General features: G+C 73.2%; 11 protein-coding genes and 1 riboswitch. Of the genes, 2 read left to right on the top strand and 9 right to left on the bottom strand.

The window, feature by feature from the left end:
* Positions 1 to 14: 14 nt before the first annotated feature.
* The 5 genes from pknB to ACKUU6_RS24310 form a co-directional block, all read right to left on the bottom strand.
* Complete coding sequence (gene pknB, locus ACKUU6_RS24330) at positions 15 to 1,736, bottom strand: Stk1 family PASTA domain-containing Ser/Thr kinase (protein WP_407990686.1); 1,722 nt, start codon at positions 1,734 to 1,736, stop codon at positions 15 to 17.
* An 88-nt stretch (positions 1,737 to 1,824) separates the two neighbouring features.
* Positions 1,825 to 2,766, bottom strand: coding sequence for an ROK family glucokinase (locus ACKUU6_RS24325; RefSeq protein ID WP_407990685.1), 942 nt, complete (start codon positions 2,764 to 2,766; stop codon positions 1,825 to 1,827).
* A 198-nt stretch (positions 2,767 to 2,964) separates the two neighbouring features.
* Positions 2,965 to 3,231 carry a DUF5304 family protein gene (locus ACKUU6_RS24320; protein ID WP_407990684.1) on the bottom strand — a complete coding sequence of 89 codons (267 nt, stop codon included), beginning with the start codon at positions 3,229 to 3,231 and terminating at the stop codon, positions 2,965 to 2,967.
* A 31-nt stretch (positions 3,232 to 3,262) separates the two neighbouring features.
* Positions 3,263 to 4,426, bottom strand: coding sequence for an ArsA-related P-loop ATPase (locus tag ACKUU6_RS24315; protein ID WP_407990683.1), 1,164 nt, complete (start codon positions 4,424 to 4,426; stop codon positions 3,263 to 3,265).
* 7 nt (positions 4,427 to 4,433) lie between these two features.
* Positions 4,434 to 4,865 (bottom strand): SRPBCC family protein, encoded by a 432-nt coding sequence (locus ACKUU6_RS24310; protein WP_407990682.1) that lies wholly within the window; start codon positions 4,863 to 4,865, stop codon positions 4,434 to 4,436.
* A 282-nt stretch (positions 4,866 to 5,147) separates the two neighbouring features.
* Here ACKUU6_RS24310 and ACKUU6_RS24305 point away from each other — a divergent pair, with 282 nt between their 5' ends.
* Positions 5,148 to 6,941, top strand: a complete 1,794-nt coding sequence (locus ACKUU6_RS24305) for an AMP-dependent synthetase/ligase (protein ID WP_407990681.1) — start codon at positions 5,148 to 5,150, stop codon at positions 6,939 to 6,941.
* 193 nt (positions 6,942 to 7,134) lie between these two features.
* On the opposite strand, the gene ACKUU6_RS24300 is transcribed toward ACKUU6_RS24305, so the two are convergent.
* A complete protein-coding gene (locus ACKUU6_RS24300) occupies positions 7,135 to 8,274 on the bottom strand; it encodes a glycosyltransferase family 4 protein (protein WP_407990680.1) in 1,140 nt (379 codons plus the stop codon).
* Between the two features lie 158 nt (positions 8,275 to 8,432).
* Between ACKUU6_RS24300 and ACKUU6_RS24295 the strand changes: the two genes are divergently transcribed.
* Positions 8,433 to 9,869: a glycosyltransferase 87 family protein gene (locus ACKUU6_RS24295; RefSeq protein WP_407990679.1), complete on the top strand. Its 1,437-nt coding sequence runs from the start codon at positions 8,433 to 8,435 to the stop codon at positions 9,867 to 9,869.
* A gap of 12 nt (positions 9,870 to 9,881) precedes the next feature.
* Here the strand turns inward: ACKUU6_RS24295 and ACKUU6_RS24290 are convergent, their stop codons facing one another.
* From ACKUU6_RS24290 to ACKUU6_RS24280, 3 genes are all read right to left on the bottom strand, one after another.
* Positions 9,882 to 11,120 carry a hypothetical protein gene (locus tag ACKUU6_RS24290; RefSeq protein ID WP_407990678.1) on the bottom strand — a complete coding sequence of 413 codons (1,239 nt, stop codon included), beginning with the start codon at positions 11,118 to 11,120 and terminating at the stop codon, positions 9,882 to 9,884.
* A 59-nt stretch (positions 11,121 to 11,179) separates the two neighbouring features.
* Positions 11,180 to 12,244, bottom strand: a complete 1,065-nt coding sequence (locus ACKUU6_RS24285; protein WP_407990677.1) for an NlpC/P60 family protein — start codon at positions 12,242 to 12,244, stop codon at positions 11,180 to 11,182.
* 220 nt (positions 12,245 to 12,464) lie between these two features.
* The gene (locus ACKUU6_RS24280) at positions 12,465 to 13,544 is read right to left on the bottom strand and encodes an NlpC/P60 family protein (protein WP_407990676.1); all 1,080 of its coding nucleotides are present in this window, start codon (positions 13,542 to 13,544) and stop codon (positions 12,465 to 12,467) included.
* 10 nt (positions 13,545 to 13,554) lie between these two features.
* A riboswitch (cyclic di-AMP (ydaO/yuaA leader) is annotated at positions 13,555 to 13,716 on the bottom strand.
* Positions 13,717 to 14,044 lie beyond the last annotated feature (328 nt).

Raw genomic sequence — 14,044 nt, 5'->3', positions numbered from 1 at the left:
CCGGACCTACCCGATCAGATGAACGGGAAGGTGACGGTCACCGTCGAGCCCTGCTTGGCCGGCTGACCGGCTGCCGGGTTCTGACCGGTCACCTTGCCGGTGCCGAACAGGTTGAGACCGGACGTCTGCGACTTGAACCCGGCGTCCTTGAGCGCCTTCTCGGCGTCGTCCTTGGTCATCCCGACCACGTTCGGCACCGGCCGCATCCCCTTGCTGACGGTCAGCGCCACCGGCGCGTCGACGGCCAGCCGGGTGTCGGCCACCGGGTCGCTGCCGACCACCGCACCCTGCGCCACCGTGTCGCTGTACTCCTCGGCCACCGTGCCGGGCGTCAGCCGGGCGGAGGTCAGTGCCTTCCGGGCGTCCTCCAGTGACTTGCCGGCCAGCGTGGGGACCGCCACCCGCTCGGGCCCCTTGGAGAGCGTCACCCGCACCGGGTCACTCTTCCGGGTCCGCCGGCCCACCCCCGGGTCGGTGGCCATCACCTGCCCGGCCGGGACGGTCTCGCTGAACTGCTGCGTGAAGCTGCCCTGCAGCCCGGCCCCGTCCAGGGTCCGCACCGCCTCGGCCTGGGTCTGCGCGACGATCGCGGGCACCTCCGCGTACAGCGCGCCGGACAGCGTGTACGTCGTCCCGCCGACCAGCAGCAGCACGGCGGCGACCACCCCGGCCCAGATCAGCGGCTTGCGCGAACGGCGCGCCCGGACCCGCCTGGCCGGAGCCGGTTCGTCGTACGGGCGCGGCCGGGCGAGCAGCATGGTGGGCACGTCCAGCACGCTGGTGCGCTCCACCGGAGCGAGCACCGAGGTGGCCTCGGTGGTCGGGTGCAGCGGGCTGCGCCGGGCGGAGGCGGGCGGTTCGGCGTCCAGCCGCTCCGGCGTCAGGTGGCGCCTGGCCCGCTGCAACGCGGCCAGCAGCTCCACCGCGTCGTACGGCCTGGCGCCGGGGTCGCGGGAGGTCGCGGCGGCGACTATCGCGTCCAGCTCGGCGCCGGCGCCGGGGGCGACCAGCGAGGGCGGCGGGACGTCCTCGTGCAGGTGACGGTAGATCACCTGCATCGGGTTCTCGCCCTGGTAGGGCTTGGCGCCGGTGAGCATCTCGTACAGCAGGATGCCGGCCGCGTAGACGTCCACCCGCTGGTCGGTGGGCAGGCCCGGCTGGATCTGCTCCGGGGCGAGGTAGGAGACGGTGCCGAGCACGGTGCCGGCCGAGGTGGTCTCGGTGACCCCGTCCGCGCCGCTGAGCAGCCGGACCAGGCCGAAGTCGGCGACCTTGACCAGGCCGCCGTCGGTGATCAGGACGTTCTCCGGCTTCACGTCCCGGTGCACCAGGCCCGCGCGGTGCGCGGCGCCGAGCGCGGCGAGCACCGGTTCGAGCACGTCGAGCGCGCCCCTGACGCTCAGCGCGCCCCGGTCCCTGAGCAGGTCCCGCAGGGTCCGCCCGGGCACGTACTCCATCGCCAGGAAGACCGAGCGCCCGTCCGCGCCCTGGTCGAACACGTTCACCACGTTGGGATGGGCGAGCCGGGCCACCGCCTTGGCCTCCCGGATGAACCGGCCGGTGAACTCGGCGTCCTGGGCGAGCGAAGGGTGCATCACCTTCACCGCCACCACCCGGTCCAGCCGGGTGTCGGTGGCCCGGTAGACGGTGGCCATCCCACCGACCGCGATCCGCTGCTCCACCCGGTACCGGGCGTCCAGCAGGGTACCGATCAGCGGGTCGGGCGTGGTGTCCATCCGAGGAGTCTATGGGCCGCCCGGAGCGGAACGGCCGGACGGGCGCCCACTCGGATTCCGAGTGGCCGCCCGTCCGGGTGATGCGACGTCAGGTGCGGGCCAGGTCGGCCGCGCCCGCGATGCCGGCGGCGGAGCCCATGGTGGCGAGCACCACCTCGGCGCGCGGGCGGTGCACACCACCGGTGACGTACTTGCGGAAGGCGGCCGCGACCGGGTCGAGCAGCAGGTCGCCGGAGTCGGAGACGCCACCGCCGAGCACGAAGACGGCCGGGTCGAAGAGCGCGGCCAGGTCGGCCATCCCGCGGCCGAGCCAGTCGGCCAGCTCCAGGTAGCACTCCAGCGCCAGCGGGTCGCCCTCGGCGGCGGCCTCGGTGATGTGGATGCCGCGGATGGTGTCGGCCAGGCCGTCGTTCAGCTCCAGCATCCGCTTGCCTGCGATCGGGTCGGCGGCGGCCTTCTCCCGGCCGTAGCGGCGCAGCGCGCGGCCGGAGCCGTACTGCTCCCAGCAGCCCTTGCCGCCGCAGCCGCAGAGCAGGCCGTCCGGCACCATGTTGAGGTGGCCGATCTCGCCCGCGACGCCGAACCGGCCGCGGTGCAGCCGCCCGTCCAGCACGATGCCGCCGCCGATGCCGGTGCCGACGGTGATCAGCACGGCGTCCTCGTGCGCGGCCGCCGCGCCGAACCTGAACTCGGCCCAGGCCGCGCAGTTGGCGTCGTTCTCGACCACCGTGGTGAGGCCTGTGAGCTCCTCGACCCGGCTCTTGAGCGGCTCGTTCTCCCACGCGATGTTCGGCGCGAAGATCACCGTGGAACGGTCCCGGTCAACGAAGCCGGGGGCCCCGACACCGACGGCCGTGACCTCCGGGTGCTGCTCCTTGAGCTCGCGTACGGCCTGCGCGATGGCATCGACCGCCCACTGGGGGTCGGCCGGGGTGGGTACCCGGGTCCGGGCGAGGATCTCGCCGTTCTCGTCGACCACGCCGGCCGCGATCTTCGTACCGCCGACATCGACGCCGATGGTCAGAGCCATGTGTCCCTCAGCTATTCATCTCGTTCCCGCTGAGCCGAAACGGTACCCGCACCTGGGTGGTTCCGTACACACCGCTGCATACATTATTCGAAGACAATTACCCGGAAGCTTGGGAGCAAGCATTCAGAAGTCGTACGATTTGCCTCCTGCGATGACTCCGTGCATGCACCCGGTCACCAGCCCTGACCTGCGACTTCACTACTTGTCGGACGCTCCGTCGAGGTCGATGTGCTCCGCCTCGGCGTGTCCGGGTGCGGACCAACTGCGTTCGTGGCCACTCACGGCCGCGCGGTAGGCGGCCAGCAGTTCGCCCCCGGCAGCGGCCAGATGGCCGTACACCTCCGGGTTCTGCTCGCGCAGGCGGCCGCCGATCTCCTGGGCCTTCTCCCCCACCGCCGCGGCGAACCGGCGCACCTCCTCCACCAGGTCGGCTCCGGCTGCGCGGTCTGACTGCTCGTCGGCCATCGGGCCCTCCTTCAGTGGACGGCTGCCGACGCTACCCGATACCCCTCGGCCAGAGGTCCTGGTCGGGGGTGAACCGGACGGTCAGCACGCCGTCCGTGAGCGCGGCGCCACTGACCGTGCAGCGGCGCAGCGCGGCGGGCAGCGCGAGCAACCGGCGGTACCCGCCCAGGCCGACCACCAGTTCGTCGCCGCGCCGGACCAGCTCCAGCTCGGTGCGGTCGGCGCCCGGCAGGGCCAGGTGCCAGAGGAGCAGTCCGTCCTCGGCCAGGCGGTCCTCCACCCACCAGGGGTGCTCGGTTGCCTGCGGGGCGGCGGTGCCGCCGTACAGCTGCTCGGCCACCGCCTCCAGGGCCGGCCCGGGCTGACGGCTGGTCAGCAGCGGGACGTCGAGCTCGGCGGCCAGCCCGGCCAGGGTGTCCCGCTCGCGGGCGGCGTGCGCGGCCAGCCAGGGGTCGGCGGAGTCGGCCGCGGCGGCGGGCAGCGCCCGGTGGGCGACCACCGCGTCCAGCCGGAGCCGGTGCAGGGCCAGTCCGGCCCGGATCCGGCGCAGTTCGGCCGGGCGGGGGGCGGCCGCCTCCACCACCAGGCGGACGGTGGTGCCGGGTGCCTCGATCACCGCCCTGGCCTCGGCCAGTGCGGCGGCGGCCCTGGTCCTGGCCTCGAACAGCCACTCGGCGGGCATCGGCACCCCGGCGACGGCGGCCAGCAGCGGGCGCAGCGCCCGGGCCGCCTGCCGCTGCTCGGGGAGCAGCCGGGCCAGGTAGCGGTCGAGCTGCTCGGGCAGCGCGAGCGCGGCGATCAGCTCGGCGGGACGCGGGGCGGCCACCACCAGGACCTGGGCCCGGACGGTCCGCAGCGAGCGGAGCAGGGCGAGCTGGCCGGTACCGGGCAGCGGGGTCAGCTCCTCCGGGTCCAGCGGCGTCGCGCCGAGCAGGTCGAAGGCGGGTCTCAGCACGCCGGAGAGTCCGTCCACCGCGGCCCGGAAGGCCGACGGTCCGTCGGTCCTGGCCACCGTCAGGGCGTCGGCGTACCGGACCGCCTGCTCGGTCAGCCGGGTACCGAGCACCTCGTCCAGGATCCGGTGCGGGTCGTCGGCGGCGAGCAGGTGGGTGGTCAGCCCCTGCCGCGCGTGGTGCAGCGCGGTGGCGGCGGCGACCTCCTCGGCCCCGTCGCCGCTGACCAGGATCGTCCGCATCCCGGCGTCAGCTCTCGACGCGCTTCTTCAGCCCGGCCAGCGCACGGTCGATGATGACCTTCTCCGCCTTGCGCTTGATCATGCCGAGCATCGGGATCTTGACGTCCACGGCGAGCTGGTAGGTGACCTCGGTGCCGGTCTTGGCCGGGGCCAGCACGTACGAACCGTCCAGCGAGCGCAGCATCTGACTCCGCACCAGGGTCCAGCTGACCTCGCGGTCGCCGTCCCAGGTGTAGGCGAGCACGTGCTCGTCGCGGATCGCCCCGGCGTCCAGCAGCAGGCGCACCTGCGCGGCCCGGCCGTCCTCGGCCGTCTCCAGGACCTCGATCTCCTTGACCTCGCCGGTCCAGGCCGGGTACGCGGCGAAGTCCGCGATCACCGCCATGACCTCGGCCGGGGTCGCGTCGATGGTGATGCTCGACCTGGTGTGTTCCGGCATGACACGGCCTCCGCTGTCCTGTTACAGGTGTTGCGCCCAGGGAAGGCTATCGCGCTGCCGCCGCTCCCCCGGCCGGTGCGGCACCGGAGGAGCCATCGGTCCAGGTCACGGCCGTCCGGGCTACCTGCGGGTCACCGGGGCGCTGTCGTAGGGTGCCAGTCGGGAGCACCGGGCCAGGTCGCCGGTGTGACTCTTCGAACACCGGGCCGGACAACTCTGGTCAATCCACCTACCGGGCAGTAACGTCCTGCCGTCCCGCAGCGTCGCAGACGAGGAGCAGTCTTGCTCGAGTTCAGCCTTCCGGCCCGCTACCAGGTACCGAGCGGCGGTAACCTCTCCGACCTGGTCCACCAGAACGCCGAGCAGCACTCGGACGTGGCGGTTCTCAGCCGCAAGCTGGACGGACAGTGGGTGGATCTGACGGCGTCCCAGTTCCTCGCCGAGGTGCGCACCACCGCCAAGGGCCTGATCGCGGCGGGCGTGGCCCCCGGCGACCGGGTCGGCGTGATGTCCCGCACCCGGTATGAGTGGACCGTGCTGGACTTCGCCATCTGGTGCGCGGGTGCGATCACCGTGCCGGTGTACGAGACCTCCTCCGCCGAACAGGTCGCCTGGATCCTCGGCGACTCAGGCGCCGTCGCGGTGGTCACCGAGACCGACGCCCACGCCGCCGCGGTGGCCGGCCTGCGCGACCGGCTGCCGGAGCTTGCCCACACCTGGCAGATCGAGCGCGGCGCCCTCGCCGAGCTGGCCGAGGCCGGCGCCAACGTCACCGACGGCACCGTCACCGAGCGCCGCTCGGTCCCGACCGCCGACTCGATCGCCACCATCGTCTACACCTCGGGTACCACCGGTCGCCCGAAGGGCTGTCAGCTCACCCACGGCAACTTCCTGGCCGAGCTGGGCAACGTGACGGCCCGTCTGGAGCCGCTGTTCCGCACCGGGCACAGCTCCGTGCTGCTCTTCCTGCCACTGGCCCACGTGCTCGGCCGGATCGCCGAGATCGCCGCCGTGATCGCCCCGATCAAGCTCGGCCACGTCTCCGAGATCAAGGACGTCACCGCCGAGCTGGCCGCGTTCCGGCCCACCCTGATCCTCGGCGTGCCCCGGGTCTTCGAGAAGGTCTACAACACCGCCCGGGCCAAGGCGCAGGCCGACGGCAAGGGCAAGATCTTCGACCGGGCGGCCGACACCGCCATCGCGTACAGCCGCGCCCTCGACCAGGGCGGCGCCGGGCTCGGCCTGCGGATCAGGCACGCGGTCTTCGACAAGCTGGTCTACAGCAAGCTGCGCGCCGCCCTCGGCGGCCGGGCCACCCACGCGATCTCCGGCGGCGCCCCGCTCGGCGAGCGGCTGGGCCACTTCTACCGGGGCATCGGCTTCACCGTGCTGGAGGGCTACGGTCTGACCGAGACCTGCGCGGCCACCGCCTTCAACCCGCACGACCGGCCCAAGATCGGCACCGTCGGCCAGCCGCTGCCCGGCTCCGCCGTCCGGATCGCCGAGGACGGCGAGGTGCTGCTTCAGGGCCCGCAGGTCTTCACCGGTTACTGGAACAACCCGGCCGCCACGGCGGAGGCCCTGCGCGACGGCTGGTTCGCCACCGGCGACCTGGGCAGCCTGGACGCCGACGGCTACCTGACCATCACCGGCCGGAAGAAGGAGATCCTGGTCACCGCGGGCGGCAAGAACGTCGCCCCCGCCGTGATCGAGGACCGGATCCGGGCCCACGCCCTGATCGGTGAGGTGATGGTGGTCGGCGACCGCAAGCCGTTCATCGCCTGCCTGATCACCATCGACGAGGAGTTCTTCCCCAGGTGGAAGGAGCTCACCGGCAAGCCCGCCGACGCCACGCTCGCCGACCTCCGCGAGGACCCCGACCTCCTGACGGCCGTTCAGGCCGCCGTGGACGAGGGCAACCAGGCGGTCTCGCACGCCGAGGCGGTGAAGAAGTTCCGCATCCTCGACACCGTCTTCTCCGAGGAGAGCGGCCACCTCACGCCGTCGCTCAAGCTCAAGCGCAACGTCGTCATGAAGGACTTCGCCGCCGAGATCGAGGGGCTCTACCGCCGCTAGCCACGGCGCAGCCGGGGGCTCGGGGCTCTGCTGATGGGCGACTCCGCCGCCGGGGCGAGGCTACGTGGCGTGCGGGTCACATGCGAAAGCGCCTGACCGTGCACGCACGTTGACGCTCCTGAGGTCGGCGTCGCCCACGCGGCGGAGCCGCACAGCAGCAGAGCCCCGGGCCACCACCTTCCGAGCCACCGGCCTAATCTGCGGCGAGCAGTGCCGTCAGCCGCCCCGCCAGGAGGTCCCAGCGCCAGGAGCGTTCGACCCACCGGCGGCCGGCCTCGCCCATGGTGCGGCGGAGCTCGGGGTCCTGCAGCAGCGTGACGGTCCGTTCGGCGACAGCTGCGGGGGAGCCGCCGGGGACGACGTAGCCGGTCTCGCCCTCCAGGACGGCGTCAGGCGCACCCCCGGAGTCCCCGGCGATCACCGGGAGTCCGGTGGCGCTGGCCTCCAGGTAGACGATGCCGAGACCCTCGACGTCCAGGCCGCCCCGGCGGGTGCGGCAGGGCATCGCGAAGACGTCGCCCGCGCCGTAGTGGGCCGGCAGCTCCGACCAGGGCACCGCCCCGGTGAAGCGGACCGAGGCGCTGACGCCCTTGGCCTCGGCGAGCTTCTCCAGCTCGCCCTGGTACGGGCCGCCGCCGACGATCAGCAGCACCGCGTCCGGCACCTGCCGAAGGATCTGCGGCAGCGCGGCGATCAGGGTGTCCTGGCCCTTGCGCGGCACCAGCCGTGAGACGCAGACCACCACCGGACGGTCCGTCAGGCCGAGCCGGGCCCGGATCACGGCACCGCCGGAGTCCGGCCTGAAGGTCTGCTCGTCCACGCCGGGCGGCAGCTGGACCATCCGGGCGGCCGCCTCGGGGCCGACCGCGGCGGCGATCCGCGAGCGGGTGTACTCGCCGAGGTAGGTCAGGGTGTCGGTGCCCGCGCCGATCCGGCGGAGCAGCTGCCGGGAGCCCGGGAGCTGAGCCCAGGCGGCCTCGTGACCGTGCGTCATGCCGAGCAGCCGGCCCGCGCCGGCCCGGCGCAGGGCGGGGGCCATCAGGCCGAGCGGTGCGGCGGCGCCGAACCAGACCGAGTCGCAGCCCTCGGCGCGGAGGATCTCGGCGGCCCGCCGGGTGACCCGGGGGGTCGGCACCATCATCCTGGTCCGGTCCCGGATCACCGGGAACGGCTGCTCGGCGTCGAACTTCGCCACCTCGCTGCCGTCCCGCCAGGTCGAGGCGTACACCACGATGCTGCCGGTTGGCTGGCGCACCGCCATGTTGTGGACGAAGGCCTGGATACCCCCGGGCCGGGGCGGGAAGTCGTTGGTGACGATCAGGGTCTTGTGCATGCCACGGCTCGCTCGGTCGGGGGGTGCTCGGTGTACCGGTCGCTGATCCGTACCATAGGTCAACGCCCCGGTGTGCCGGGAACGCGGTCGGCGGGTGCGACCACGCCTTTGGCTAGAGTGGGCTGCCCGTGCCGGTCGATGCGTGCGGAGACGGCACGGTGAGAACGGACGGGGGCTCGGGGGTGGATCTGCGCGGCGCGCACGTCGAACGAGGGAGTGCGGTGGAGTTGGCCCCGGCCGGGAGTCCCGGCATGAGTGCGGGCGGTGCCGACCGTACCCCGGCGTCCTCGCCGGCCGGCGGAGCGCTCTGGGGCCTGGCGGGAGGCTGGCTGGCCACCCGGGTGCTGATCATGCTGATGGTGCTCGGCCTGGTCAGCGTCTCCGGTGCCGACGTGACCGCCGACGTCTCGGTGATCTACCACGGCTGGTACCAGGTGCTGCAGACCGGCACCTTCCCGCTGGACGACGTGACCTGGCAGTACCCGCCCGGCGCCGCCCTGGTGATCCTGCTGCCCGGGCTGCTGCCCTGGTCGTACCTGGTCTCGTTCTGGGTGATCTGCGGCCTGGTGGACGCGTTCACCATGGGCCTGCTGATGCGGGCGGGTACGCGGCGCGGCCGGAGCTTCACCGGTGCCTGGGTCTGGGTGGCGGGCGTGCCGCTGCTCGGGCCGACGGTCTACTGCCGGTACGACATCGTGGTGACCGCGGTGGCGGTCGGCGGGCTGCTGGTGGTGCTGCGGCGGCCCGCACTCGGTGGTGCGCTGCTCGGTCTCGGCGGGCTGGTCAAGGTCTGGCCGGTGCTGGCCCTGATCGGCACCCCGAAGGGCCGGCGGACCAAGCGCTCCTGGACGGCGGCGGTGGCCTCGCTCAGCGCGCTGGGCTTCCTGCTCGCGGCCGGGATGAACGGCGCCTTCGAGTTCCTCAAGTTCCAGCGGGACCGGGGCATCGAGGTGGAGTCGCTCGGCGCGCTGCCACTGCACTTCGCCCGGCTGGCCGGCGGCTGGCACGGCGAGGTGAAGATGAACTACGGCTCGGTGGAGATGCTCGGGCCGTGGGTCACGGTGATCTCCAAGGTCTCGGTCGGCGCCAGCGTGGCCGGCTTCGCCTGGCTGCTGTTCTGGCGGCTGCGGGCCAAACGCTGGCAGACCGCGACCACCTTCGACGCGGCGCTGGCCGCACTGCTGATCTTCACCGTGACCAGCCGGGTGATCAGCCCGCAATACCTGGTCTGGGTGGTCGGCCTGACGGCGGTCTGCCTGACGGTGCGCGGCACCAGCCAGCGGCCGGTGGCGCTGCTGGTGCTGGCCGCGACGCTGTTCACCACGCTGGAGTTCCCGGTGCTGTTCAGCCAGGTGGTGAACAGCCAGGTCTGGGGCGTGGTGGTGCTGACGGTCCGCAACCTGCTGCTGCTGGCCGCCGCGATCCTCTCCTGCGTCCGGCTCTGGCGCTCCACCCGGGTGGTGGAGCCGGTCCGGACGCTGGTGCTGTCCCCCGCGCTGGAGGCGCCGGTGCCTGCCGGGTACCCGGTCCGGCCGGGGATCGCCTACGAGCACGACCTGCTGGACGGCATCGACAGCGCGGGCGTCCGCCAGTGACCAGGCCCCCGGTCAGTGCGCGTAGCGCTGGTGCAGGTCCTCGCCCCACTGCCGGATGAAGTCGGCCAGCCCGAGGCCCAGCCGGGCCCGGCAGAGCCCGTCCAGCCACTCCTCCCGGCCGCCGGTGGGCTCGGTGGCCCCGGCGGCCCGGTAGAAGCCGACCAGCCGCTGCTCGCCGTACCGGCGGGCGATCAGGTCGCAGGCCGACCAGGCCAGCTCGTACGCCAGGCCGATGCCCGCCGAACCGGCCGCGAAGTCGGTGTCGGCGGGCAGCACCGCCGTGAAGCCCTTGGCGGCGGCCGCCCTGGCGAGTTCCGGAGCGATCTGCCCGGGGCTGCGGCCGGTGCCCCGGTAGCCGGTGTAGTCGGCGACGCCCTCGGAGAGCCAGAGCGGGGTCCACGGCCGGGTGTCGGCCCGGGTCGCCACATGGGTCGCCTCGTGCACGGTGACCACCCGCCGGCCCAGCTCGCTCAGCCCGGCGTACGCCTGCGGGTTGACCAGCACCCGGTCGGCCGGGCTGTTCAGCGGTGCCCCGGCGGCGGCGGTGGTGACGGCGGCTATGCCCTGGTACCCGGCGGCGGAGACCCCGAGCAGCTGGGCGAACTCCTCGCCGGTGGCCGGCAGGACGAGCAGCAGCCGACCCGGCCAGTCCCCGCCCCAGACCTCGGTCACCAGCGGTACGGCCCGGTCGGCGGTGGCCACCGCCGCGGCCAGCGCGGCCGGTTCGGCCCGGCCCAGCGCGATGCTGTGCCCGCCCCGGGCCGCCCGGACCTCGCCGAGGTCCCAGAGCGCCGCGCCGCCGACCGGCTGTTCGGTGCTCAGCAGCCACTCGCCGTCCACCAGCTCACAGCCGATCCGCCGGGTCAGCACGGCCGGGTGGTCGTCGAAGCCGGCCACCCGCCAGCCCAGTTCGACGGCCAGGGTCAGGGTGGCGCCGACCGGCTCGGTGAAGTCGGTGATCCGGTACGAGAGTTCGGCCAACGGAAGCTGGGCCAGCCGGGTCAGACCGGCCTGCTCCGCGGGCCGCCGGGCCGGGGCGACCCCGGCCGCCAGCGCGGTGCGGTCCAGCCGGAGCAGCGCCCTGGCCCGATCGGCGAGCAGCGCCTCGATCCGGGGGCGGACCAGGGCGGCATCGGCTCCGGCCGGGGCGGCGGGCGTCGGCACCGGCCCACCGGCGGGCCGAGCCGCCGGGGGCGAGAGCTGCACCAGCCCGGCCGCCGCGAGCAGCAGCGCGGCCCGACGGGACAGCACGGCGCCGCCGACCCGCGCCCCGGCGTCCGGGGCGGGGTCGGCGGACGGCCGGGCGCCGCTCAGACCCGCACCACCCCGGAGACGGGCATCGCGCTGACGCTCTCGTAGCGGACCCGGGCGCCGGGGTAGGGCGCGTGCACGACCACACCGCCGCCGGCGTACATCCCGACGTGGTGCATGTCCCTGTAGAAGATCACCAGGTCTCCCGGCCGGGCCTCGGCGAGGCTGATCCGCTGCCCCGCGCCGGCCTGCTGCTGCGAGGTGCGCGGCAGGGTCACTCCAGCCTGCCGCCAGGCCCAGTACATCAGACCGGAGCAGTCGAACGTCGTGGGGCCGGTCGACCCGTACACGTACGGGGAGCCGATCTTGCTGCTGGCGGCGGCCAGCGCGGCGGCGGCCCGGCCGGAGGCGGCGGGCAGGTTGCCGAGGTCGAGCCGCTCGGCGCCCCGGGCGGCCCGGCGGGCGGCGTCCCTGGCGTCGTCGTCGGCCATCCTGGCCCGCTCCCCCGCACCCAGCGTGTTCAGCAGCCGCTGGGCCTTGGTGAGCCGCTGCCGGATCTCCTGCTTGCTCTCCTCCAGGGTGCGCCGGACGGACTCCAGCTCGGCCAGCTTGGCGGTGGTCTCGGCCCGTCGCTGGTCGAGCCGGCGCTGACTGTCGATCACCTCGCGGAGGGTGTCGTTCTGCCGCTCCGCCGACTGGTCCAGGGCGCGGGCGCGGTAGAGGTAGGCGGCCGGGTCGGAGTCCAGCATCAGCTGGACCGCCGGGTCGATGCCGCCCGCCCGGTACTGGGCGGCGGCCACCGAGCCGAGGCCGGAGCGCAGCCGGTTCAGCTCATCCTGGCCGACCGCCACCTGGGCCTGCAGCGACCCCGTGTCGGACTGGAGCCGCCGCTGCTGCTCCAGCGCCGCGTTGAACTTCTCCGAGGCCTGCTCGGCCTCCTCGTAGAGCTGGTCCACCTGCGCCTTGACGTCCTTGCGGGTGGGCGGCTCGGCCGGGGCGCCGGGCGCGGCCCCGGCGGCGCCGGTGGCGGCCGCGCCGAGCACCGTGGTGGCCGCTGCGGTGAACACCAGCGCCCGGGTGAACCGGCGGGCGCCTGGCAGGGGAGAACGACTGTGCGACGACATACCGGCGGCGGCTCCGTTCCTGCGCCGGGCCACCGCCGCCGCCCGGGTCGGGCGGCTCCTCGCGAAGGTCCGGGGGCAGACGTTAGCGAGTCGCGGCGATCTAGTCCAAACCCCTACAGTGCCGAATATTTGACCACTAATCGGACATCAGCTCGGGTCCCCGGGAACGCCGCAGGCCCGGCACGGGGCCGGGCCTGCGGGTGGAGATCCTGACCGGTGGTCAGACCCGGACGATGCGGGTGATCGGCATCACCGTGGCGGACTCGTGCCGGACCAGGGTGCCGGTGCGCGGCGCGTGCACGATCTGACCGTTCCCCACGTAGAGGCCGACGTGGCCGCCCCCGCGGTAGATGATCAGGTCGCCGGGCTTGGCGTCGGCGATGTTGGTGCCGATGTTCTGACCGGCGCCCATCTGTGCCTCCGAGGTGCGCGGCAGCGAGATCCCGGCCTTGTTGAACGACCAGACCATCAGGCCGGAGCAGTCGAAGCTGCCCGGGCCGACCGAGCCGTAGCCGTACGGCGTGCCGATCTGCGCCTCGGCGGCGGCGATCACGGTGGCGGCGTAGGAGCCGGCCGGCAGGGCGCTCAGGTCGGTCCGGGCCTCCGAGCGGGAGGCCCGGTCGTCGGTCTTCGACGCCGTGGCGGCCTTCGCGGCCGACTCGGCGGCGGCCCGGGCGTCGGCGGCCCGCAGCTCGTCCTGCTCCTTCTTGCTGAGCGTGTCGAGCAGGGTCTGCGCGGCGGCCAGCTTCGCCTGGATCTGGTCCTTGCCCGCGCGGAGCTCCTGGGTGGTGCGCTCCAGGTCGGCGAGCTTGTTCTGCGCCTCGGACTTCTGCTGGTCGAGCTTGGCCTGCTCGCCCTTCAGCGTCTTCAGGGTGTCCGCCTGGGAGGCGCCGAGTTGGCTCAGCGAGTCGGCCTGACCCAGGAAGGCGTCCGGGCTGCTGGAGAGCATCAACTGGACCGTGGGCGAAATCCCGCCGGTCCGGTACTGCTCGGCGGCGATCTCCCCGAGGGTGCCCTGAAGGGTGGTCACCTGGGCCTGCTGCCGTGCCACCTCGTCCTGGAGACTGCTGACCTGCTTCTGCAGGGTCTGCTGCTTCTCCGTGGCCGCGTTGAACTTCTCGGTCGCGTCCTCGGCCTGCTCGTTGAGCTGGTCGACCTGGGACTTGACCTCGTCCTTGGTGGGAGTCGGGTCGGCGTGTGCACCGGTCTGGGTGGACAGCGCCACCGCAGCGGCGGCGGCAGCCGTGATGATCGAGACCCGGGTGCGACCGGCAGGCTTGGGACGACGATGGGACGCCACGAAGGCGGACTCCTTCTTCCTACGGCCGCCTACCGGGTGAGCTGACGGGTTCGGGCTGGAAGAGACGCCCTACGACGCCTCACCGCCGAGCCGTCTCACGACGGTCCGCCGACCTGGCGCCGATTCACCCCGAGGAACATGGTTCCCCGGCTCCGATCGGCAGTGCCCTCACAAGGGCTTCCCCGTGGGGCAGTTGGACTGCCCCGCTGCGTCTCGGACTCGGCGGTAACCCCCGCCGCCACCCAGGTTGGGTGATCGACAGTGCGGTGGTTCGAGAAGGACCCTAGTAACCCAACCGTGATCGGTTCAAATCCTTGTAAGAAAAAAGTCGGAATGAAGTCGTGATTCTTTGGTGATTACGACCGAGCGTGATCGAAAACGCACGCTCCGCCGATGAAATCCCGGGATGCGGACGCGGCGGGGCCCGCCGGAGGTGTCCCAGATCACAGGGAGGTTCCGGCGGGCCCGCGCGTGTCACGAGGCGTCAGTTGTACGCCTTA

Origin of the sequence: Kitasatospora sp. CMC57 (genome assembly GCF_045866025.2) — a bacterium.
Taxonomy (GTDB): Bacteria; Actinomycetota; Actinomycetes; order Streptomycetales; family Streptomycetaceae; genus Kitasatospora.
The sequence above is the reverse complement of the archived record's forward strand: the minus strand, read 5'-3'. Positions and strand labels throughout refer to the sequence as shown.